We start from the raw sequence: 22452 nt of genomic DNA on the forward strand, positions 1-22452 counted from the left end.
GATCAGTCTACCAAAGTATCCTCGATCAGCCCCAGTACAAGCCCGATTTCGGCTTCCAGGGCCTGTGTAAGATCCATAATCCGGGACTCGTCAATGCTGTCCATGTGCTCAAACTCCCACGCCAGCTGCGAAAGCATGTGCAGGCCGGCGGTCATTGCAGTACCATTCAGCTTGTGCCCCGAGGTTTTAAGCGATTCCAGATTACGCTCCCGTACCTGCTGCTGAATTCCATTCAAAGAACTTTTCAGCTCGGTGATCGTCACGCTCAGGACTTTATTCAGCATTTTCTCGTCGTCTCCGAGCATATTGGTGAGCACCTGAAGATCCAGGTGAGCTTCAAGCGGTTTTTTCTCTTCCAAAACCGGGGTTTTCTGCTGGCCAGATGCCGGGTTCAGCCACAGACGGAATATTTGTACCAGTGACTCTTCCACAAAGGGTTTCGTTACAAAATCATCCATACCCGAAGCCAGGCACCGTTCCTTCTCGCCTTTTACATTGCCGGCCGTAAGCGCAATAATAGGTACGTGAAAATCTTTCTCCATCGACCGGATCTTCTCCGTAGCCTCATACCCGTTGAGGACGGGCATCTGTACATCCATCAGGATAATATCTGCATTGCGGTACACCGCCAGGGCCTCTTCCCCGTTGGCGGCCTCAAGTACTTCGGCATTGGGCAGAATGCGGTTCAGGATCGTGCGGGCAAGTAACATGTTTATAGGATTATCGTCAACCACCAGCACAGTGATATCTGTCGTATCCATAACAAAATGGTGCAATGCGCGCGGCTGTGTGACCTCGGCCTGCTGCAGGCTGATGCGGTGGAGGCAATCAAAAAGATCCTGTGTCTTAATGGGTTTGACCAGGCGGCTATTGATCGACAGCTCTTCACTGGCACGAATGATGCGCTCGTCGTCAGACGTGCTGTGCAGCAGGACAATCGGGAGTTCCAGAGGATTGTTGCTGAAATTTTCCCTGATCTTGCGGATACATTCCAGACCGTCCATGTACGGCATGTGGTAATCCATCAGGATCACGTCGAACTGGTGCTGCTTGGCGAGCAGTTGCAATGCCTCAAAACCGTTACCGGCTTCTTCCACCAGTATATTTTTCAGCAGGAGATTATTCTTCAGAATGAGGCGGTGATTTTCATTGTCATCTACAATGAGCACCTTTTTGACTTCGCCTACCTTGCTGTACTTGACGGCTTCTCCCTGCTCGGCTTTTAGCTGTATTTCAAAATAAAAACAACTTCCTTCTCCCGGCTTGCTTTTCAGCTGCAAGCTGCTCCCCATCATGCCGAGCAGCTTGTTGGTGATAGTCAGGCCGAGGCCGGTACCGCCGTATTTTTTAGTGGTAGAAATATCTTCCTGCGAAAATGCCTCAAAAATTTTCCCTTGTTTATCTTCCTTGATACCGATTCCGGTATCCCATACTTCAAACAAAAAATCCACATAAGGCCCGGTAGTATCGCTCAATGCACTGACTTTCAACTCGATCTCCCCTTTTTCTGTAAACTTCACTGCATTTCCCAGCAGATTTACGAGGATCTGTTTGAGCCTGACGGCGTCCGCCCAGATGAAGCGCGGCAAGGTACCTGAATAGTTGAGCAGCATTTCGAGCCCTTTCTTCTGCGCCTGGTAGGTCAGTATGTCAACCGCCTCGGTGCAAGCCTGGTAGAGGTCGCACTTTTCAACATCCAGTTCCAGCTTACCTGCCTCTATTTTTGAAAAATCAAGAATATCGTTGATAATGCTCAGCAATGCATTTGCCGACTGGTTGACCACGGACAAATACTGGTTCTGTACCGAATTAAGAGGCGTTTTCATCATCAGGTCCGTGAAGCCGATCACACCGTTCAGCGGAGTGCGGATCTCGTGGCTCATGTTGGCCAGAAACTCGGACTTGGAAATACTCGCCTGCTCAGCGCGCTGGCGGGCAGCATTCAGCTCGTCACGCTGCCGGCACGATTCGGTTATGTCCTGGAAGGTACCATAAAGCCGCACACACCGGCCTTCCTCAAACTCAGCAGCCCCGATCACCCGCACCCACAACAACCGCTCAGCAGGTGTCATGATCTGTAATTCAAGGTCATAAGGCTCGCCCAGCTCTACGGTACGTGCAACCGCAGCCGAAAGGCGCTCCCGGCTTTCATCGGTATAAAAAAGCAATGCGGTGGCATAGTCCGGCACAAAGTCCGGTGTCACACCATGGATGCTTTTTGTCACATCCGACCAGAATACGTTTTCGGTGAAAAGATCAAGCTCCCACGCACCGATGCGTGCGACCTTATTGGTACGTTCAAGCATCTGCTTGGTTTGCTTCAGATCTTTTTCGAGGCTATGCCGCTCCGTAATGTCGATGGCATTGACAATCACGTAAAAATCGCCTTCGGCATTCTTTTCAAGTACATTGCTGTAAAGCCAGGTAAGCTCTCCGCCTGCCTTGCGCACCGTCGGCATCAGCCCGCTCGACTGTCCTGCCTCCGCAATGGTTTCCAGGTATTTATTCAGCTGATCGTGGTAATGTGCGGGTACAATGTCGAAAATGGTCAGGGCCAGTACCTCTTCCTGCGTATAGCCCAGCGAGGCGGCCCCTGCCTTGTTGATCGCCAGGAAATTACCGGACAGACTGTGCGTGCAGATGAGCCCCTGTGAATTTTCAAAAAATGAGCGGAACCGCTGCTCCGAGCTGTGAAGCATGAGTTCTTTTTTCCGCTCTTCACTGATATCCCGCGCGATGGCAAACAGGAAGCCCGTTTCGGGTTCCGGTGTCGCTACCCATTGCAGCATTTTGTACCCTCCATCGCTGCACCTGAACCGGTGTGAAAAATTGATCACCGGTGCGCCGGCCGTTAGTTTTCTGATTTCTTGTTCGGTCTCGGCCAGGTCTTCGGGATGGACCAGGTCAAAGAATGAAGTGGAAAGCAGGTAGGATTTGTCCCAGCCCAGTACCTTTTCAAATGCAGGATTTACTTTTTTCAATTCCCTGTCCTTTCCCGCAATGCATATCAGGTCATTGGAGAGGGTAAATACCTTTTCAAAATGCTCGGTTTCCTGTTTTTTTCTCCGGTTGACAATCAGGTCTACCACCGACGCACTGATGAGCTTCAGCGCCATTCTCTGGCTTTCTGAAAGTTTCCGGGGTACGCGGTCGAGTACGCAGAGCGTACCAAGGTTGAGGCCATCGGGATCGGTCAGCGGATGTCCCGCATAAAACCGGATTTTGCTGTCGCCGGTAACATAAGGATTCTGACTGAAACGCACGTCGGCTGCTGCATCTTCTATTTCAAAGAGCTTGTCATTTAAAATGGTGTATCCGCAGAAAGCCACATCCCTGGGCGCTTCCCGGATGTCCATTCCAACCTGCGATTTGAGCCATTGCCGGTTCTGATCGATCAGTGATACCAGAGAAATCGGGGCGTTGCAGACGATCGATGCGAGTTGCGTGAGCCTGTCAAATTCAATGTCTGCTTCTGTATCGAGTATCTGGTAGCCCAAAAGGGCATTTAACCGGTCTATTTCGTTAGTGGGTATCGGATCCAAGTCTTGCAACTGTTTAACCAAATTGAAGAAGTATTACAAAGCTACTTTAAACTCGTACATGCAATATAAATATTATTACTACATACCCTTGAATACTTCTGGCAAAATCAAACGTATAACGTGTACCGCACGAACAATTTATCATCGCCGCAAGAAGTGACATCCAAACTATTTCTATCCGATCAACTTGATAGTAAGTGAGTTATCAGAATTTACTTATTATCCGTATATACACTGACAGTGTAAATTTTCTACCTTTGAAATCTGATAAATACCAGTTCCAGAATTCTTCCAGTACATTTTGTAACCGCAATTGACACCCCTGGTTCAGGATGTGAAGCCACTAAATTTCAATGCATTACCCCAAATATTACGTCCGACTGGCATTCAAGTACAAATTTTACTACCCGGTTCTTTTCCCAAGAAGTTCTTAATCATCCATTCATCCCTTTTCTATGATCCGATTTTACTCAACGTTCCATTTATTATCTCCTGCGTTCATCCCCTTATTACGGCGGTTGACGGTGGTGGCTGTTTTGTTGCTCACGATTACAGGTGTCCAGGCCCAATGGACGCGCAAGGCGGACGAAATTGCCAAGCGTGCTGAGGGGAACAATGTAGTTTATCAGGGTAAGCTTTACGTATTTGGCGGTTTTGCCGACAATCCTGTGATCGAGAAAACCAATGAGGTCTACGATATTGCACGCGACTCATGGGCCAGCATTGCCCGGTTTCCGGCAGGCAAGGAAATTACACATCAGGGTGTTGTGCTGGTTGACAATAAAGTATGGCATATCGGCGGCAGGTCCGTGGACGCACATGGACCTGTGAGCAGCCAGGTGATCATCTACGACATTGCCACAAACACCTGGTCCAATGGTCCTGAACTTATTGATCCCTCAACCGGAAAAGCCTTCCCCATCGGAGGCGGCGGCTATGCGCTCGTCGGACGCACGATCCACGTTTTTGGCGGCTTCGGGCCGGTCATTTGCGAAGATCAGTCCAAGCTCCACCTGACCATTGACGTGGATAAATACCTCGCGAGCCCTTCCACAGTTACCTGGGAAAACAAGCTGGCTCCTATGCCTGAGCCGCGTAACCACATCAGCTATGTAACACTGGGCGGAAAAATATATGCATTGGGCGGCCAGTTCAAGCACGACTGCCTTGCGCTAGACCAGCCTATATGCCACGTATATGATCCGGCTACCGACGCCTGGACACGCCTGACCGATCTTCCTATCGTCCGCTCGCACGCCGAAGCTTCTACTTTCGCGGTAGATGGAAAAATATTTCTGACAGCCGGCCAGGGGGTAAATGACCGCACCCAGAACACGGTATACCAGTTTAATCCACAAGCCAACAACGGTCTGGGCAGCTGGTCCAACCTGACAGCCTACCGCCTGCCCGGCAGCTTTCTGGGCTTGTCTGCCAAGCTCGTGGGAAGCTCTTTTATCATCACCAACGGTGCGCTCGACTCCTATGCAAATGAACGCAAGGAAACGTACATAGCGCAGGTTCCGCGCACGCCGGCACGCACGCTGGGTTTCAGCGTACCCTGCTTTTCAGAGCAGCTGGCCCCCGAGCAAAAGTCTGTTTTAAAAAACCTGCTGTATGTCATCGAGGATCCAACCAACTATACGCTTACATCCAATGCAGGCTGGCTCACCGTAACGAAAAACAAGCAGGGCTCCGTAAACCTGAATGGTGTTGAAACCGAAGTTACGATCAACACTGCGGGCCTGGAACCCGGGCAATATTCCGGCATCATCACAGCGATTGGAAGCCAGCCGGGTTCATTGGCTACATTTTGCGTAAATGTGGAAGTATCCGACGAAGAAACCGTAAATGCCATCCGCATCAATTCAGGCGGTCAGACATTTAATGCATCAGGCAACCGGACCTTTACCGCTGACCAGTATTATGGCGGTATTGACCGTACCGGTACACCTTTCACAGGTGATATCCTGAATACGACCGACGACGCGCTCTACCGCACCGAGCGTTCCTCGGAGGCATTCAGCTACAACATTCCCGTGCGTAACGGAGCCATGAACGTGGTACTGCATTTTGCGGAAATCTGGTATGGTGCTCCCGACAGAGCTGCCGGCGGCAAGGGCAAGCGTATGTTCAATGTGGACATAGAAGGCACCCGCAAGCTGACCGATTATGATATATACGACGAAGCAGGCGGAGCACTGAAACCTATTCAGGAGATATTCCCGGTTACGGTTACGGATGGCATTTTAAATATAAACTTTACCACAGGCAAAGCCAACCTGCCAAAGATATCGGCCATTGAAGTGATTCCTCAGGAACTTACAAATACGGCACCGGTACTTGGTGTGATCGGCAATAAGAGTGTTGTTGCAGGCCAGAAACTGACATTCAATGCAGTGGCAAGCGACGAAGACGGACAAGCACTTGTGTTTTCACTCGTAAACGCTCCGGCAGGAGCCAGCATTCAGCAAGCTACCGGCGCATTTGCATGGACACCCACTGTACCCGGCAAGTACACCTTTGCAGTGAAAGTAACAGACAGTGGTTCGCCGGCGCTATCAGACCAGGAACAAATTACCGTCACAGTCAATAATGCAAGTACTGCAAAGGCCATCAGGATCAATGCGGGTGGCGCCAACTTTACAGCTGCCGACGGAAGGATTTTTATGGAAGACCAATACTTTACAGGTATCAACCGCGTAAGCACCCTGCCCGGCGGAAACGATATTCTGAATACGACCGACGATGTACTTTACCGGACAGAGCGGTCTTCCAACGCATTCGGCTATGATATCCCGGTCGTAAACGGAACCGTGAATGTGATCCTGCACTTTGCCGAAATCTGGTTTGGTATTCCAAATCGCGGCCAGGGAGGGGAAGGAAGCCGGTTGTTCAATGTGGATATCGAGAATACCCGAAAGCTAACCAGCTATGATATTTTTGCAGAAGCCGGCGGCGCACTCAGGGCTGTTCAGGAAACCTTCACGGTCAATGTTACAGATGGTGAGCTTAATATCGACTTCACAGCAATTGCCAATCTGCCCTCACTGGCTGCCATTGAAGTAATACCGCAAACCGCAGTACCATCCTCCTCCATGACGCTGATGCCCGTTGCCGATGCATTTGTAAGAAGCGGAAATTACGCCAATACCAATAGCGGCAGCAATAATGCATTGAATGTAAAAAGTGGCTCCGGCAACAGCAATGACAGAACGACCTACCTGAAATTCTCACTTGCGGATGTCGGGCTGGTAAATTCTGCGAAATTGCGCCTGTATGGAAGAAATACGGAAAATGCTGATAATGTAAGTCTGACTGCATTTTCCGTAACAACCGACTCCTGGACAGAAGACGGCATTACCTGGAACAATGCTCCCGCTGCGGCTGCGGCTCTGGGAAATATGGATGTGAATAACCAATACAAATATTACGAACTGGATGTGACTGCCTTTGTCAGTGCACAGCAGGCCGGTGATAAGACGGTGAGTATACTGTTTCGCAATCCCGATTCACAAAACAGGAACCTTGAATTTTACAGTAAAGAAAAAGGCACCTACCCTCCCCAGCTGATCATTGAAACGGCAACAGAGGCTACCCTCGCCAGGATGAGTGCCGAAAAGCTGCCTGCCGAAAAGAAAGGCCACAGCAACGCTGCTTCGCTCGTTTATCCAAACCCTGCAAAAGGTACACTCCATGTATCATTGTCCGATAATCATCAGGGAAATGTAAAACTGAATCTGGTGAGCGGAATGGGCACAATAATCCCTTTGGGATCCATTATGCGTGAAACAAACAAGACAAAAGCGAGTGTCGATCTATCCGGCAAGCTGCTCCCACCCGGATTGTATGTGCTGGAAATGCAATCTTCCGGTTTCACAGAAGCTATTAAGCTGTTGATCACAGAATAAAATAAAAGCAAACCGCAGGATAAACGACCTCCTGCGGTTTGCTCATTTAAATTGCTGCACCTCACCATGCATTCTAATTTGAGCTTGAACATTGGACGCTCAAATGCATGGAATACTTTATTTATACGCTTGCAACCCTGCTTTTATTCTGCGCAGCAGCGTTTACCGGCATTTTCTTGATGCGTGCACGCCAGGAACGTTGCCTGGCCAATACATTGCGGAACGGCCGTGAGTTCGACGGCATTATTCTCGACGTATTTCCCATCCGGCCTATCGTTTTCCACGCCCCCAATGTCTGGCTGCGCGTCCTGATTTTTCCCGAAAAAGGCGAGCCTCATGAGATCAGGTTTGTTTATGAATCAACCTGCCTTGAATGGCCAACCCTATTTGCCGGTAACCATATCCGTGTAGCGTTTGACCCCTGTCACCCGGAGCATGTACATATCCTTTCGCCTCAGCAAAATCCTGAGCAGCCGGCAAGCAGCTTATAACTAAAAAATGACCATGAAGTCGGAGTTACGGGAATTATCCTCTATGTATTTCCAGGAGGTTACTTCACCGGGACCGAATGTTTTGCCGGTACGATCATGAGCACTGTTGCCGGTTGCTTCTACAAACAGGCCCAGATCATCGCTGTAAAAGCCTTCTCTTTCTGTTTGCGTCAGATCGGTAAACAGTATCAGACGCTGATCGTCCGGAAGTGTTTGATTACTCATTTTCTTACAGTTTTGTTTGACAAAATTGCTGCAAAAACCAATCCAGTACGGTATTCAGATTTTGATTCCGAAAGACACATTAAAGCTGCGCCCATCCGAACTCCACACTCCCGCACCCGGATACATGGTCGGACGTTTGGTAAAATATTGCTTATTGGCGATGTTGTTCACGCCCATGCGAAGCGTATAATTTCGATTGAAGTGGAAAGTACCATTCAGGTCCCATAGTCCGTAACCAGGAACTTTCCCGATTGTCCCGTTGACCGATGGCGTCTCCGTATTTAACGAATTGGCATAATTGGAGCTCACGTAGCTGAACTGGGCGGTCAGCGAGAGCTTCTTATGTTCCAGCTGTATGCCATTCCGGCTGATCCAGGCTGGAACTCCCTCCACGCGATTGCCTGCAATGGTTGTATTTTCACCATTCTGCACGGCAGTTCCGTGTACATAGCGTGCATCAAAGTAGGATGTGGACGTAAAAACAGAAAGTTCAGTAGGACTTTGACCATTATAAACACGCCAGGGCACCACCTCAATGTATGCCTCTACACCCCGCGTTTTGCTGTCGCCAGTGGTGGTTCTGAACAAATAGCTTTCATTGTTTTCATTGCGCATGCCAACCGTACCCATCCGGTGATTGATCATCACCTGAAAAACACCGATATCATACCTCAAAAAATTACGCAGATTGCCCGTCAGTCCTGCTTCCAGATTATAGCCGTAGGCGTCTTTCAGATTTTTATCAACCTGCTCCAACACCGATCCCGGAATAATATCCTTGAAAACCACTGGCCTGTAAGCCTGTGAAACACCTGCATAAAGCTTGTTGAATGCATTGATCCGATATTGCGAACTCACCCCGAAAAGTGGAAAGCGGTGCGAGATGCGGTTGGGTAAATGCAATGGATCGTAGTAGCTGATGACGCCGGTCATATCCGTCGAGCCGCTTTCCACACGCAGCCCGGGCGATACGCTCAGTTCCGGGGTTATTTGAATCAGGTTTTCCAGGAACAGTGCTATGTTCTTTGTTTTCATATGTAAATCTCTCCCGAAAACAGGCTCTGTCAGGCTCAGATCAAAATCGCTGCCCGTGGTACCTTTGCCAAGCTGCCTGCGTCGGAGATGATTGCGCATAACCTGTACCCCGGCTGATAAGGTGTTCCGGACACTGCCGATTTTAAACGTTTGAATCATCCGCAGCTCGGAGGTAAAGCTTTTGAAATTATCGATGTCCACCTGGCGGGCCTTGTACCCGTTGGTCGCGGGATTGATCGTGTCGGGAACATTGGCAAATGCATCGTACATGACGCTGTTTCGCGCGCCATACACTCCTGAGCTGGTTAATTTGAGGTGGGTAGATGCTGAGAGACGCCAGTCCAATACGATCGAGGGAATGTAAATATCAGGGTTAAAATAATTTCGCGAGCGGGTCGATTGCCGCGGGTCAGCATTAAACATTGCATCGGTGAGCGGGCCGGGTATCTGGTATACGTATGATGACCTGCCCAGCTCGGCCTTTACACGAAAAGATTTCGAAAAATCGTAGCCAATGCTCACAAACTGTGATTGTGCGTCGGACTTCGCGTTTTTGCGGTATCCGTTTGAATGCCGTTTCTGATAATATGCGGAGTACGTCATTTTACCAATCCTGCCGCCCACAGAATTATACGAGCTGAACAAACCGAACGATCCGCCGGAGTTAATGCTTTCGAAGGAAAAGGCTTTGGTCGTGTCGGGCAGCTTTGTTACATAATTGATCATTCCGCCAAACTGAGCCCCATATTGCAGTGACGATGTGCCGCGTACCAGCTCTATTCTTTCAATTGATTCCATCGCAGGACTGTAGTGGCTAGCCGGATAGCCGTACATATCTGAATTGGTAATGATCCCATTCTGCCGGATGTTGTATTCCCACGATCGGTGCGCATCGAGGCCGCGGGTTGAGATGTTGATCTGATTGCCACTTCCATCCATATCGTACACAAACACGCCCGGGATCCTGGCAAAAATCTGCCGGCCGGTTTTTTCTGCGATGTTACCATTAACACCTGCCAGCTGAACCACTTCGGTTTTCTTACCGGCTGCTATAAAAAGGTCGTGTACATCAGGGAGGCGCTCGGTATGTACCACATTGCGCCGGTCGCCCACTGTGACCTCGTTCAGGCTGAGCGTACTTTCACGGATGGATACCGACAAAATCAGGCTTTCGCCCTCACTCACCTCGGCGCTGATTTCCTGTGTTTCAAAACCAACCATTGAAAATCTTACCCTGTATGATCCGGCAGGCAATTTCTGTAGCAAGTACCGGCCATCTTTGCCGGTCTGCGTTCCAAAGCGGGTGTTTTGTAAATGTACCGCCACGCCTTCCAGCGGCTGGCCTTTTTCTGTAAGTACCTGACCTTTTATCACACACTGTGCCCAGGCAGGATTTGCAAATAATAGGAAGAAGACTGATATGCTTAAAAAAGAAAACCCTGATTGAGGAAAAAGTTTGCAAAATGATTTCATGCAAATGGTACTGATAAAGATGGAAGGATGCTCGCATTTTGACCATTGAGAAAATAAAAAGAAACGGGTTCGCTCTCCGGCAAACCCGTTTGCCCAAATATTAACCTATGATAGTGTGATGCACATTAAACTCTTTTCAGCGGTATTGATGCAATGAGGCTCTGAAGGCTCCCATGCAGGTTTACCGGCAATATTTTTGTGGCTAAAAGATGCAATTGTGCCGGATTGAAGTAATTCAAACGCGGTAAAAACCGGATACGGACATGCCTGCCGGCACCTGGCACGGCAGCAAACCGAAAATCTGAAAGTGACTGGAACAGTAAAAAAGGAGATTACCTACGCGCGGTCGGGCGGAGGTGAAGGCATACTGAAGTGCAGTGACGCAGCATGCAGCGGAGTAGCCATAACAGGCGCCGGGCGAGCTGGAACCCACTCCATCACGTAAAAAGTATGCTTCCTGCCGGAAGACATATATTCTTTAAGAAGATTTTTGAGAATCGTCGAATGCTGACCATCATGCGAGTCGGGCAGCTGACCTGTCACCTGGTCATTGATCTGAGATACCAGTTCGGTAAACCTATCGCGTGCATTCTGATCGTACTCACACTGTACATAAAGCGTGTCATTGATCAGCTGCTGGCTTTTCATCTGATAAAACCGGCCATGATGTTCGATCTGCCCCTGAACCGGCTCTGGTGCAGCCCAGTCGTTCTGATATGGAACAGACACCGGCACTTTGATCAGGATATTTTCAGATCCCCTGGCCCGCTCTACAAAACTGTTTCCTGCAGCACTAATCGTGCGTGTCTGCTCCGACAGGTAAACCAGCGAGTAGCCTACCATATTGTAAAGCAGCAGCCCCAGAAGTGCTATGGAAATAATCCTGCGCAATGCCTGAATATTATAAAAAGTGACAGATTGAAACAAAAGTATAAAAACTCACAGGTTTTCTGCTTTAATTTTAAACAATTTTATGAACAAAGCTTTATTCAACAGCAACTTATGCCTTTTATTAATTTTAATGCAGGGAAAGTGATCCGGATATGGGATGGAATCTATGGTACCCTGGCTCACTCGGATCAGCAAACGTTTGGGCATCTGACGATTGATGCGGGTACGATCCTGCCGGAGCATAGTCACTTTCATGAGCAATGGTGCCACGTGCTGGAAGGTGAGCTGGAATTTGAGATTGCTGGCGAAAGAAAGTTACTGACCAGCGGCATGACGGCTTATATTCCCTCAAATGCGCCGCACTCTGCTGTGGCACATACAACCTGCAAGGTGATTGATTGCTTTACGCCCGCACGGCAGGATTTTATCGAGCTGGAAAAGCAGCGTACTTAGCGTAATAAAGCAAAAAAGGCAGGTACGAACACGAAGTTCTTACCCGCCATTTGCTTGTTGTATGTATTGTGTAGCGTTTTATGTGTGTTACACAGGCCTTATTCAGGCTACTTGTGCTGTATATTGTGTTTCCGCGACCAGCGGAGTATGATTTGCAAGCTTGTTAAACTCCGAAATGGCAAGACTCAACTGTCGCTGCGAAATACCACTGTATTCCAGCAGTACCGTTTTAGCCTGCTGAGGGCTGATGCGCTTCATTTTCCAGTATTGCGGATGGTTGATGCCGATCGGCTCACGAAAATATTTTTCCTTCGGTTCGCGTATCAAAATTTCATATTCAGTACTAAGCTGTGGGTTGTCATGAAGGTGATAACCTTTGATAATTACCTTTACTTCTCTGCCGCTTTTTAACTGGAAAATCTTTTCGTGAATCATGATTATAATTTTAAGGATTTGGGATTTACAGGAGAATTATTTGTTTAATAACGTTTGCACTAAAATTTTCATACCAGAAAAGCCTCAGGCGCCCCTCAAAAATTGTAATTTTTACTTTGTACAAGAACAGTACAAACATGGTCAGCAATGATGACATTTTTGCACTAGGATTATCAAACGGTTTTCTGAGTTATTTACCGGCGAGCATACGGTGTATTTGTAAGACCGGTTTTACAGATCCTGCAAAAATTAGTTCGCAACCAGCTTCAATTCAGCACTTTCTCTCCTGAGTACATTCTTCAGAGCAGGCCTTACACTACGATGTGGCCTACAAACTGTGCAGTATTATCAAGGATCCTGCCTCCCCGCCGGAACCCCAGTCCGCAAGCTTCGCCGGCATAGAACACCCCGGCCTGGTAGCTGCTTCCAGCCATATCGGTGGGGAAATTTGTGTACTCCTGATAAATACGCGGCTGATCTTCGTACTCCCCTTCCACTGCCTCGGTAATACTACCCGATTGATCCATGATTGTAACATTTGCACCTTCCCGTCCGAAAAGTACCTTGCTCACCGACTTTGTGTTATGAACCGGGTTCGTATCCGCGGAAAGCAAAAGGGGATGTCCCGGAAAAAGGTCCCAAACCACTTTCAAAATGTATTTGGACTGGAAGAGCAGGGTATAAGCAGGATTTAACACCACAGCCCGGCGGCTCCTGATGATCTCTGTCAGCAACCCGGCTAGTTCAGGCTCATCGTGCCCGATGTATTCCCAAGGCACCAGCTTGAACCAGAAGTCGAACCGCACAAAACTGCCATTTTCAGCATCCTGCCTGTAAATACCCTCGGCAGTGGAAAACTCCACTTCATCCACATAGGCAAAGTCGGTATCAAAGCCTGCCTCCCGGGCCGCCTCCACCAGAATGGCCACATTGGCATCATCCTCAGGATTATCGCGCATGGTTGAAAACAGCATGGACGCATCCAGGTCGGCATTCACCTCTCTGATGTACCTGAACTGGCCCACGAGCGTTTCGTAAATCGTGTTGAACTGCTCCGAATCATCCAGACCGTTCATGCGCAAATGAGCCCATTGTACCACTGCTGTTTCAGGAATGCAGGTCGCAGTATCTGCATTGAACTCAATCAGTTTTACTGCCTCCGCCTGCGTTTCCACCAGGTCAAAACGTCCGTACAGATGTACATGCCTGTCATCCTCCCAGGAATATCTGATAAGATCGATCAGATTGGATGGAATGCCTGCTTCCTGCCAGAGGTTGTGATCAATGATGTACTGGGCAGCCTCTATAAGCATTTCGTACAGATTGTTGGCAGCTTCGTAAAAACGTTCTGCCTGAGCTTCGCTCACTACCACCACGTCGCTGGTGACATACGGCAGGGTATCGGTACCCAGCATCCAGTTCCAGCCGGCATTACGCAGGGCTTGTTCGGGATGCGTGCCTAGGTGTTTCAGTTCTATTGACATTTTATATAGTATTAAAATCCGGCTTAACCTCCGCTGCGGCTTGAAGATCGCCCGAAGAAACCGCTTCTTCCGCTCTTGGGTCTGGCTGTAACGGTACGGGTAGTGCGTGAAGCATTTACATTGCTGACGGCAGTACGCGCACGGTTGTAAGTATCGGGATTGGCGTAAAATCCCCTGGCAGTAGCACCTCCGTCGCGATCGCGGTAGGAGTTAATGTAGCCGTTATTGGCATTGCGCCCCAGCATGTAACCGATTCCACCATAAAGCAGCATGCTCGTAAGACCGCTGTGATGCCCGACATAGCCAGGATTAGTCCTGACCTCATTGTCGATGAGCGCCTTGGCAGCGGTAGTACTGAGTGAATCGGTATGGCCGTCGAGGTAGGTTACAATTGCGCCTGACTGCGCAGGCTCCACACTTTCTTCGTCGGTAATGCGAAACTCGCCAGCCTTGACTTCACGGATATGTGACCTGATGCCTTTGCCGTACGAGGTCTCCTCATAACTGTAAGCCGACTCATCATCCCCGCCGGACGAACACCCGGGCAGTACAACCGGCGTTGCCAGCAGCGTAATGGCCAGTGCACTGCTAACGCTGATTTCCCTTGCTGTTTTAATAAATGTACCCTTTCGTATCATAGCATGTTGATTTTAAATCCTGTTTAAATCAAATTTAGGCTGAACTCCCGCCAGTTAACAAAGCATTGGTTCAAAAGGCGGATTTGTGCGGACCAGAGCTCCCAGCCGGATTGCAAGCGGCATTTTGGTTCACAAAAAAAGCACGGCCGTCCATTGCAGACAAACCATGCTCAAATACTCTGCCAGGGTAAAAGTTCAGGCTTTCTTGGCGATATCGCGCAGGGCACCCACGAGCTTGTCCAGGTCGCTGGTTTTGGTATAAACATGCGGCGTGACCCTTACGCAATGGATGTTGGCGTAGTTCATTCCCACTACATGAATCCGGTAGTCTTTCATCAGCCTGCTATCCAGCTCCTCCGGCTTCATGCCATCGATACTCACGCCGGCGATGGCGCATGAATATTCGGGTTTGAGGGAAGTATGCAGCTTCACACCCGGAATCTGAACCGCCTGCCCCGCCCAGTATTTTTTCAGGAAATGAATGCGTTCCTGCTTGCGCCGAGTACCTATTCCCTCCTGGAAGTTTATCGCCTCACCGATTGCCTGCTCAATGCAGAAGCTCCGGGTACCCAGCGTTTCGAACTTCCGGATGTTTTTGCTTTTAGGCTCACTGTTGCACACGAGCGGCCAGATGTTCTCAATTTTATCTTTTTTCACCCACATCATGCCGCTGCCTACGGGCGCGCTCAGGAACTTGTGCAGGCTTGTACCGAAGTAATCGCATTCAAGGTCGGGAATTTTGTAATCCAGCAAACCGAAGGTATGTGCGCCGTCTACCACTACTTCAATGCCTTTTTTATGCGCCATCTGAGCGATCTTCTTCACGGGCATGATCTGCCCGACCCAGTTGATAATATGTGTTACATGCACAATGCGGGTGCGTGGCGTGATGGCCGCTTCGTAGGCTTTTACAATCTGGTCGTCGTCCTCAATGGGAAAATCAAAGGATATTTGTTTGTAAACAATGCCGTCCCGCATTTCACGCTGCTTGTAGGCGTGCATCATATTGGGATAATCCTGCACCGTGCCGATTACCTCATCCCCTTTTTGTAGCGGAAGCCCGAAAATGACGGTATTAAGCGCTTCGGTAGCATTCCGGTTAATGGCGATTTCCTCGGGATCACACCCGGCCAACCCGGCCAGCCGCTGCCGCAACGGCTCGCGGCCTTTGTCCATGATGCGCCACATATAATAGGATGGTCCCTGCGCGGCTACCTTGTTGTATTTTTCCAGCGCCTCCTGTACCACCAGGGGCGAAGGTGAAACGCCTCCGTTGTTGAGGATGATTATCTCGCTTTTACTCGCTGTATAAGCATCCTGAATAACATTCCAGTATGCTTCATTGCTTTGGCTATCATCGTCCCAAAGCTGTTCGGCTTCCCGGAATTGTTCTGAATGGAGCTGGTTGAAGAGACTGTCGGAACCGAATGCGCCCAGACCTAGGGCAGCGGTTTTTTTGAAAAAAGACCGGCGGTTGTTCATAAGGATTTTGTTTTCGGAATAGGAATGGAGTGAGACCCAATTTATTGATTATTAGCCTCAATCCAAATCATTCCGCGTCAAAAACCTCCACAGTCTGCGACTGCTTCATCCATTCGTAAGTGTTGTAGGGCTCGGGCATACCGGCTTGATCCAGCTGAAGATACATCAAATGGACATGCGTAGGCGACCTTTCTTTGTAAGCATTGTAGCCACTCCGACCCACCTCAGCAATTTTTTCTCCTGCGTGCACCCACTGTCCCGGCTGCACCTGAACGATGTTGTTATGGGCATAATAAAAAAAGCCATCGAGGCACGGGTCATAAATCCAGATCCAGTTGCCGCCGCGGTACTCACTATCGTACCGCCAGCCGGTTTCGGTAGCGACCACCACCCCGGAGGTAAATGCAAGCACATCCACAGGTTTCCAGGTACGGTCGTCGAGATTGTCCTGGTTGCCGTCTTTGATAAAAAGATCGTGTGCGGGGTGACTTCCCGACGCATTCATATCAAACAGATCAAAACCTTTGGGCCGGTAGCCGCGCCCTCTCCCGCCAATGGATTCGCGCGGGTAATAGCCACGGAGCGGATATACGAAATAGGCTGAATCGATAGGCGCGCAGGTATCCCGCGGATAGGCAGCGCGCAACTGCATTACAACAGCAGCAAACGCACTCCGGGCCGAATCGGGTGAGATAACATTGTCACGGATGTCGGTTTGCATGCGGTAAAATGCCGTACTGAATGCCGGAATGCGGGGAGCGGCTGGCGGCTGGCTTACCAGTGCCGAAATGCTGATTATAAAAGCTATGTATCCTGCCCGCCTCACCGTCATCGACCATACTTTTGTAAACAGTTCATGAAGTTTCACTGGAAGAAGAGGAAGTTTTACGTCAGTTTATGCAAAAATAAATTCTGCAAATGTATCTTTTCTGCACCAAAACAAAGTGGTGAACTTTTAACCTGTCACATTAAATAAAACAAACATGCAATACCGTCGATTTGGACGAACTGGCTGGAACATCAGCGAGATCGGCTACGGAATGTGGGGCCTGGCTGGCTGGACCGGCTCAGACCGGAAAGAAACAGATGATTCGCTCGACCTGGCCGTGGCGTCGGGCGTCAATTTTTTTGATACCGCCTGGGGGTATGGGGAAGGTCTGAGCGAGCGTATCCTGGGCGAGCTGATCCGGCGGAATGCCGGCCAGAAGCTATATGCTGCCACCAAAATCCCGCCCAAAAACCGCCAGTGGCCGTCGAGGCCCGAGTTTACGCTGGATGAAGTTTTTCCGGCCGACTACATTATCGAGTATACAGACAAAAGCCTGCAAAACCTTGGTACCGAACAAATTGACCTCATGCAATTCCACGTTTGGGAAGATGCCTGGGCCGGGCAGGATGAGTGGAAGGAAGCCGTACAAAAGCTCACGGAGCAGGGCAAGGTAGCTGCCTGGGGCATCAGTATCAACCGATGGGAACCTAACAATGCGCTTGAAACGCTTAAAACAGGGCTTATTGATGCCGTACAGGTGATTTACAACATATTCGACCAGGCACCGGAAGATCAGCTTTTCCCGCTTTGCCGGCAAATGGATATCGGAGTCATCGCACGGGTGCCTTTTGATGAAGGTACACTGACCGGCACACTCACCAAAGAAACCGTATTCCCGAAGGACGACTGGCGCTCAACGTATTTTGTTCCTGAAAACCTGAATGCCAGCGTGGACCACGCCGAGGCCTTGCGGGCCGATCTGCCCGGGGGTATGACCATGCCTGAACTTGCATTACGGTTTATCCTGAACAATCCCGACGTGCATACGACGATCCCGGGCATGCGCAAGCTTCCGCACGTAAAAGCAAATGTGGCGGCAAGCGATGGCAGCAAGCTTTCACCAGAAGTTGCCTCAAAGCTCCGGCAACACCGCTGGGACCGTACGCCTACCGAATGGTCACAGTAGTAACAAAAGCGGCTCAGCACAATGCTGAGCCGCTTTTGTTTTATTTATACAAACCATTATCTACCGAAAACCTTCCCGGCCCCGTCAAAAACAAAGTCACGTAGGCCGACAGAAACAGGATCCCCAGTTCCTTCTTGTCAATCGGATCGGCGCCGTGTACGACCAGCAGTACAACTGCCATCGTAAAAATCAGCGGGATCAATGCAGCTCTTGTGAAAAGGCCCAGGAGCACAAGTATGGAGCACCCGAACTCTGCAAAAATAGTCAGTATGAGCGAGAGCTCCTCCCCTATTCCGATAGGGTCGGCAAAGCCGTGTTCGCCGGCCAGCAGGTTAGCCAGCTTGGCATAGCCGTGCGTAAGCATCATCGATGAAATCCCGATTCTCAGGATCAGCACACCCCAGTCTGCTGATGCAGGCAGCTTGATCGGTTTCAAGAACTTTTTCATGGTAGCAGGTTAATAGTTAAAAAGTTTAAAGGAGCAGTTTACAAAAATTTGCTCAATTCTTTGATTCTTCACCGCAAGGCTAGTCTTGAAAAATATTTTTGTTTGTCAATACTAAATTTTAGATTTACCTAAATTACAATTGAGACCAATTAGGTAACCATGTTTTGACAAACTATGAAACTACTCTTACCCCTGTTCATACTAAGCTTCTTAGCCTTCGATTCCAGTGCGCAGTTCACACTGAAAGGGCGCATTACCCTGCAAGGTGATGCGAATGCAGCATTCGGAGCAGCGGTATATATTACCGAGCTGCAGGCAGGAACTACGGCTGACTCCACGGGAAAATTTTCACTTAGCGGGATACCTGCCGGCCTGTACACCATCAGGGTCAGCTATGTGTCGCTTCCGCCCATTATTGAAAAAAATGTCAGGATTGACCGTGACCTGAGCAGGAATTTCGAGCTCAAAGCAGATGCGCAGGCATTGGATGAAGTGGTTGTTTCGGGTACCATGCGGGAGGTGTCCAAGCTCGATAGTCCCGTACCCGTGGATGTGATCACCGCCAAGTTTATTTACAAAAACCCTGTCCCCAGCATTTTTGAGGGACTCAGCTATGTAAATGGTGTTCGACCGCAGCTCAACTGTAATGTGTGCAATACGGGCGATATTCACATCAATGGTCTCGAAGGTCCCTACACAATGGTGCTGATCGACGGTATGCCGATGGTAAGCGGACTTTCGACCGTTTACGGATTGTCGGGCATTCCCAACAGCCTCATCGAGCGTGTCGAAATCGTTAAAGGTCCGGCCTCCACACTTTACGGATCCGAAGCGGTGGGGGGATTGATCAATATCATCACAAAAAATCCGGCGAAAGCGCCCTTGTTTTCTGCGGACGTATTTGGTACCACCTGGCAGGACTATAATGTAGACCTGGGTGTGAAATTTAGTCCGGGAGAAAAAACGAGCTCGCTCCTCGGTCTCAGCTACTACAACTACCAGCGCCCCGCCGACCACAACAGTGACGGCTTTACGGACCTGACTTTACAAAACAGGATTTCACTTTTTAACAAATGGTCGTTTGGGCTGAAAGGAAACCGGCAGGCGAGCATTGCCGGGCGGTACTACTATGAAGACCGCTGGGGCGGCCAAATGAACTGGAACCGGACCCACCGCGGAGGTGACGAGGTGTATGGGGAAAGCATCTATACCAAGCGTTTTGAACTGCTCGGAAGCTACCAGCTGCCTCATAAACTGACTTTCCAGTATTCATTCAGCTCCCATAACCAGAATTCAGCCTACGGGAAGGTTCCTTTCCGGGCGGATCAGAAAATTGCATTTGCCCAATTGCTTTGGGATAAACAGGTTGGAAAGCACAACTTTCTTTTGGGTACGCCTGTTCGCTATACCTACTACAATGATAACACCACGGCTACCCGCTATGCCGACGGTGGTGATCATGCAGACCGCATATTTTTGCCGGGTATTTTTGTGCAGGATGAAATACGGGTGGGTGCACATGCCGTATTGCTTGGCGGCCGCTACGATTACAACAGCAGGCATGGCAGTATTTTCACGCCCCGGGCTGCCTACAAGTACAAGTTTAACCAAACCGATGTAATCCGGATCAATGCGGGCCGCGGGTTCAGGATCGTGAACCTTTTCACGGAAGACCATGCTGCGCTCACGGGATCAAGGCAGGTGATTGTAAAGGAAGCACTCGATCCCGAGCAAAGCTGGAATGTCAATGTGAATGTGATTAAGAAGATTGTGACCGGCGATGCTTTCGTGGGTATCGACGCGTCGGTTTTTTACACCCATTTCACCAATCGCATCTTACCCGATTATGATACCAATCCCAACGAGATCATCTACGACAACCTCGATGGATACGCGGTATCAAAGGGCGTCAGTCTTAACCTGGACTTTAACTTCCCGTTTCCGCTGAAAATAAATGCCGGCGGCACTTACATGGACAATTTCCAGCGTGAGCATGGCGTGCGGTTCCGTCCTGTGCTTACCGAGAGGTTCACAGGCGTATGGGCATTGACTTATGAATTTTCCAAGTCGGGGATTTCTGTGGATTATACCGGAAATATTTACGGACCCATGCGCTTGCCCCTGCTGAGTGAAGCAGATCCGCGCGCCGCACGGTCGCCGGTTTGGTCGCTGCAGAATATTCAGGTTACGAAAAAATTTACGGGCGGACTGGAAATTTACGGTGGTGTCAAAAACCTCTTAAACTTCACGCCCCCAGCCAATTCCATTGCCCGGTCGTTTGATCCATTTGATAAGAATGTACAGTTTGATCCACATGGACAGGTAGTGGCAACACCCGAAAATCCCTACCGGCTAACCTTTGACCCGTCGTATGTTTACGCGCCCAATCAGGGGATCCGCGGCTTTCTGGGACTGAGATATACGCTTCGCTAAAAAGGGCAATACGTCTCGCCAGATTACCTACAAAAACGTGCCTATATAACTATTCGAAGAGCAATAGTCGATATTGTGTTGATATTCATTGATTTGAATAATGTTTGATTGTATCTTTGTGCTATCAACTATTTAACACTACCAAACATGGCATTATCAAAGCAATTTGTAAAAAGTAAATCCCTTTACAAAGTAACGTTTACAGTACCTGCAGAAGCGGCGGTTGAAGCCAAACAAGTGGCCCTTGTTGGAGAGTTCAACGACTGGAATATAGACGAGGCGATCGCCCTGAAAAAGCAAAAAGACGGTTCATTCAAAACAACACTTGAGCTGGCCTCAGGCGAGTACCAGTTCCGGTATGTACTGGATGGTGAGAAATGGGAAAATGACTGGGAAGCAGACAAATATGTCCCTGCCGGCGTGGATGCTACTGAGAACTCGGTAGTGGTACTATAAGGAAAAATGGCTTTTTTGCTTTCGGCAGTCGGCAATCAGCCTTTCTTAGACAATAAAAATGGCTTGCTAATTCTAGCAAGCCATTTTTATTGTCTGAAATCTAAAAGCCGAAAGCCGATAGCCGACTGCCGACTGCTCTACATAAAACTATCGCTCTCCACATACGCCTTAATCAGCGCAGCTTCGCCTTCCTTGCCGGCTTTGGAATTACCATGCTCCATTCCCATGATAAATGAGCGGTTTTCTTTTTTGCTCCGGTCGTAAATGTATTTAAACACATTTTTATAGTTGATCTCGCCGGTAGTAGGTTCCTTCCGGCCCGGCTCGTCACCAATCTGGAAATAGTCGATTTCACTCCACGTCATATCAATGTTGTGGATGATGCGTCCTTCATTTTTCTGCATATGGTAAATGTCGTACAGGATCTTGCACGACTTGCTGTTGACACCCCGGCAGATTTCGTAGGTCTGGTCGGAGGTTCTCAAAAACAGATTAGGCGAATCGCTGAGGGGTTCGAGTACCATCACCAGTCCGTTTGGTTCAAGGATTTCGGCACCACGGCGCAGCGCGTCAATCACGTTACCGGTTTGTACGCCTATCGGCAGGTTTCTTTCAAAGTCTCCCGGCACCACGGTCATCCATTTGGCATTCACACGCTTGGCCGTCTCTACGGCCTTTTTACAACCATTCAAAAAGATATCGATGTACTCCTTTTTCCCGGCTGCAAGGGTATTGGCTCCGTTTCCACCTTTATCCACTACAAACACGCCCATTTCCATGCCCAGCCGCGTCATTTCCTTGGCAATGGCTTCCTGCTGATCCACCGGCCGGCCCATCATTCCATTGTCTTCCAGCGCCATAAAACCCTGATCAGCCATGAATTTCAGCTGATCAATCACATTTTTACCAGCCGTGTTCTCGAACATGCCGAAATGGGAGGCGTATTTAAGTTTAAAGTTATTCTTGGCCGCGGGCTTCGCGTTGAACGCTTCTCCGGTTGCGAGCGCTGCACCTGCCAAACCAATGGAAGATTTTACAAAATTTCTGCGGAGCATATTGTTAAGGTTTATTTTCAGAATGGTAAAGTGAAAGAGTTACTAAAT

Annotated in this window: 17 protein-coding genes; 6 read left to right on the forward strand and 11 right to left on the reverse strand. The window is 49.2% G+C overall.

All coding sequences use genetic code 11. The annotated features are described in order from the left end of the window. Positions 1–2 precede the first annotated feature (2 nt). Positions 3–3542: a response regulator gene (locus HWI92_RS14315; RefSeq protein WP_204656278.1), complete on the reverse strand. Its 3540-nt coding sequence runs from the start codon at positions 3540–3542 to the stop codon at positions 3–5. A gap of 455 nt (positions 3543–3997) precedes the next feature. Between HWI92_RS14315 and HWI92_RS14320 the strand changes: the two genes are divergently transcribed. Both HWI92_RS14320 and HWI92_RS14325 read left to right on the forward strand, forming a co-directional pair. Next, positions 3998–7450, forward strand: coding sequence for a malectin domain-containing carbohydrate-binding protein (locus HWI92_RS14320; RefSeq protein ID WP_204656286.1), 3453 nt, complete (start codon positions 3998–4000; stop codon positions 7448–7450). A 107-nt stretch (positions 7451–7557) separates the two neighbouring features. Next, the gene (locus HWI92_RS14325; protein ID WP_204656288.1) at positions 7558–7941 is read left to right on the forward strand and encodes a hypothetical protein; all 384 of its coding nucleotides are present in this window, start codon (positions 7558–7560) and stop codon (positions 7939–7941) included. On the opposite strand, the gene HWI92_RS14330 is transcribed toward HWI92_RS14325, so the two are convergent. From HWI92_RS14330 to HWI92_RS14340, 3 genes are all read right to left on the reverse strand, one after another. Then, the gene (locus HWI92_RS14330) at positions 7942–8166 is read right to left on the reverse strand and encodes a hypothetical protein (RefSeq protein WP_204656290.1); all 225 of its coding nucleotides are present in this window, start codon (positions 8164–8166) and stop codon (positions 7942–7944) included. A gap of 54 nt (positions 8167–8220) precedes the next feature. Beyond that, positions 8221–10575 carry a TonB-dependent receptor gene (locus HWI92_RS14335; protein WP_229247960.1) on the reverse strand — a complete coding sequence of 785 codons (2355 nt, stop codon included), beginning with the start codon at positions 10573–10575 and terminating at the stop codon, positions 8221–8223. Positions 10576–11010: 435 nt separating this feature from the next. Further along, positions 11011–11565 carry a hypothetical protein gene (locus tag HWI92_RS14340; protein WP_204656294.1) on the reverse strand — a complete coding sequence of 185 codons (555 nt, stop codon included), beginning with the start codon at positions 11563–11565 and terminating at the stop codon, positions 11011–11013. A 111-nt stretch (positions 11566–11676) separates the two neighbouring features. On the opposite strand from HWI92_RS14340, the gene HWI92_RS14345 reads away from it, so the two are divergent. After that, the gene (locus tag HWI92_RS14345; protein ID WP_204656296.1) at positions 11677–12018 is read left to right on the forward strand and encodes a cupin domain-containing protein; all 342 of its coding nucleotides are present in this window, start codon (positions 11677–11679) and stop codon (positions 12016–12018) included. Between the two features lie 102 nt (positions 12019–12120). Here the strand turns inward: HWI92_RS14345 and HWI92_RS14350 are convergent, their stop codons facing one another. The 5 genes from HWI92_RS14350 to HWI92_RS14370 form a co-directional block, all read right to left on the reverse strand. Continuing rightward, positions 12121–12453, reverse strand: coding sequence for a hypothetical protein (locus HWI92_RS14350; RefSeq protein ID WP_204656298.1), 333 nt, complete (start codon positions 12451–12453; stop codon positions 12121–12123). A gap of 311 nt (positions 12454–12764) precedes the next feature. Next, positions 12765–13937 carry a glutathionylspermidine synthase family protein gene (locus HWI92_RS14355; RefSeq protein WP_204656300.1) on the reverse strand — a complete coding sequence of 391 codons (1173 nt, stop codon included), beginning with the start codon at positions 13935–13937 and terminating at the stop codon, positions 12765–12767. Between the two features lie 23 nt (positions 13938–13960). Beyond that, positions 13961–14575 (reverse strand): Cj0371 family chemotaxis-regulating polar lipoprotein, encoded by a 615-nt coding sequence (locus HWI92_RS14360; RefSeq protein ID WP_204656302.1) that lies wholly within the window; start codon positions 14573–14575, stop codon positions 13961–13963. A gap of 195 nt (positions 14576–14770) precedes the next feature. Further along, on the reverse strand, positions 14771–16057 hold the full coding sequence (locus tag HWI92_RS14365) for an aminotransferase class V-fold PLP-dependent enzyme (RefSeq protein WP_204656304.1): 1287 nt from the start codon (positions 16055–16057) through the stop codon (positions 14771–14773). A gap of 67 nt (positions 16058–16124) precedes the next feature. Then, positions 16125–16925 carry a M23 family metallopeptidase gene (locus tag HWI92_RS14370; RefSeq protein WP_229247962.1) on the reverse strand — a complete coding sequence of 267 codons (801 nt, stop codon included), beginning with the start codon at positions 16923–16925 and terminating at the stop codon, positions 16125–16127. A 115-nt stretch (positions 16926–17040) separates the two neighbouring features. Between HWI92_RS14370 and HWI92_RS14375 the strand changes: the two genes are divergently transcribed. Then, positions 17041–18012 (forward strand): aldo/keto reductase, encoded by a 972-nt coding sequence (locus HWI92_RS14375; RefSeq protein WP_204656306.1) that lies wholly within the window; start codon positions 17041–17043, stop codon positions 18010–18012. Positions 18013–18052: 40 nt separating this feature from the next. Here the strand turns inward: HWI92_RS14375 and HWI92_RS14380 are convergent, their stop codons facing one another. Continuing rightward, positions 18053–18460, reverse strand: a complete 408-nt coding sequence (locus HWI92_RS14380; RefSeq protein WP_204656308.1) for a DoxX family protein — start codon at positions 18458–18460, stop codon at positions 18053–18055. A 174-nt stretch (positions 18461–18634) separates the two neighbouring features. Here HWI92_RS14380 and HWI92_RS14385 point away from each other — a divergent pair, with 174 nt between their 5' ends. After that, entirely contained in the window at positions 18635–20893 is a 2259-nt protein-coding gene (locus HWI92_RS14385; RefSeq protein WP_204656311.1) for a TonB-dependent receptor, read from the forward strand. A 147-nt stretch (positions 20894–21040) separates the two neighbouring features. Next, positions 21041–21349 carry an isoamylase early set domain-containing protein gene (locus tag HWI92_RS14390; RefSeq protein WP_204656313.1) on the forward strand — a complete coding sequence of 103 codons (309 nt, stop codon included), beginning with the start codon at positions 21041–21043 and terminating at the stop codon, positions 21347–21349. 137 nt (positions 21350–21486) lie between these two features. Here HWI92_RS14390 and HWI92_RS14395 read toward each other — a convergent pair whose 3' ends face one another. Continuing rightward, positions 21487–22404, reverse strand: a complete 918-nt coding sequence (locus HWI92_RS14395; RefSeq protein WP_204656315.1) for a hydroxypyruvate isomerase family protein — start codon at positions 22402–22404, stop codon at positions 21487–21489. Between the last annotated feature and the right edge of the window lie 48 nt (positions 22405–22452).

The sequence above is a fragment of the Dyadobacter sandarakinus genome, assembly GCF_016894445.1.
Lineage (GTDB): Bacteria > Bacteroidota > Bacteroidia > Cytophagales > Spirosomataceae > Dyadobacter > Dyadobacter sandarakinus.

Coding starts and splice junctions, on each gene's coding strand:
- HWI92_RS14385 (WP_204656311.1), top strand. CDS start 18,635: ATGAAACTACTCTTACCCCTGTTCATACTAAGCTTCTTAGCCTTCGAT.
- HWI92_RS14345 (WP_204656296.1), top strand. CDS start 11,677: ATGCCTTTTATTAATTTTAATGCAGGGAAAGTGATCCGGATATGGGAT.
- HWI92_RS14365 (WP_204656304.1), bottom strand. CDS start 16,057: ATGAACAACCGCCGGTCTTTTTTCAAAAAAACCGCTGCCCTAGGTCTG.
- HWI92_RS14360 (WP_204656302.1), bottom strand. CDS start 14,575: ATGATACGAAAGGGTACATTTATTAAAACAGCAAGGGAAATCAGCGTT.
- HWI92_RS14320 (WP_204656286.1), top strand. CDS start 3,998: ATGATCCGATTTTACTCAACGTTCCATTTATTATCTCCTGCGTTCATC.
- HWI92_RS14330 (WP_204656290.1), bottom strand. CDS start 8,166: ATGAGTAATCAAACACTTCCGGACGATCAGCGTCTGATACTGTTTACC.
- HWI92_RS14355 (WP_204656300.1), bottom strand. CDS start 13,937: ATGTCAATAGAACTGAAACACCTAGGCACGCATCCCGAACAAGCCCTG.
- HWI92_RS14350 (WP_204656298.1), bottom strand. CDS start 12,453: ATGATTCACGAAAAGATTTTCCAGTTAAAAAGCGGCAGAGAAGTAAAG.
- HWI92_RS14375 (WP_204656306.1), top strand. CDS start 17,041: ATGCAATACCGTCGATTTGGACGAACTGGCTGGAACATCAGCGAGATC.
- HWI92_RS14395 (WP_204656315.1), bottom strand. CDS start 22,404: ATGCTCCGCAGAAATTTTGTAAAATCTTCCATTGGTTTGGCAGGTGCA.
- HWI92_RS14390 (WP_204656313.1), top strand. CDS start 21,041: ATGGCATTATCAAAGCAATTTGTAAAAAGTAAATCCCTTTACAAAGTA.
- HWI92_RS14325 (WP_204656288.1), top strand. CDS start 7,558: ATGGAATACTTTATTTATACGCTTGCAACCCTGCTTTTATTCTGCGCA.
- HWI92_RS14380 (WP_204656308.1), bottom strand. CDS start 18,460: ATGAAAAAGTTCTTGAAACCGATCAAGCTGCCTGCATCAGCAGACTGG.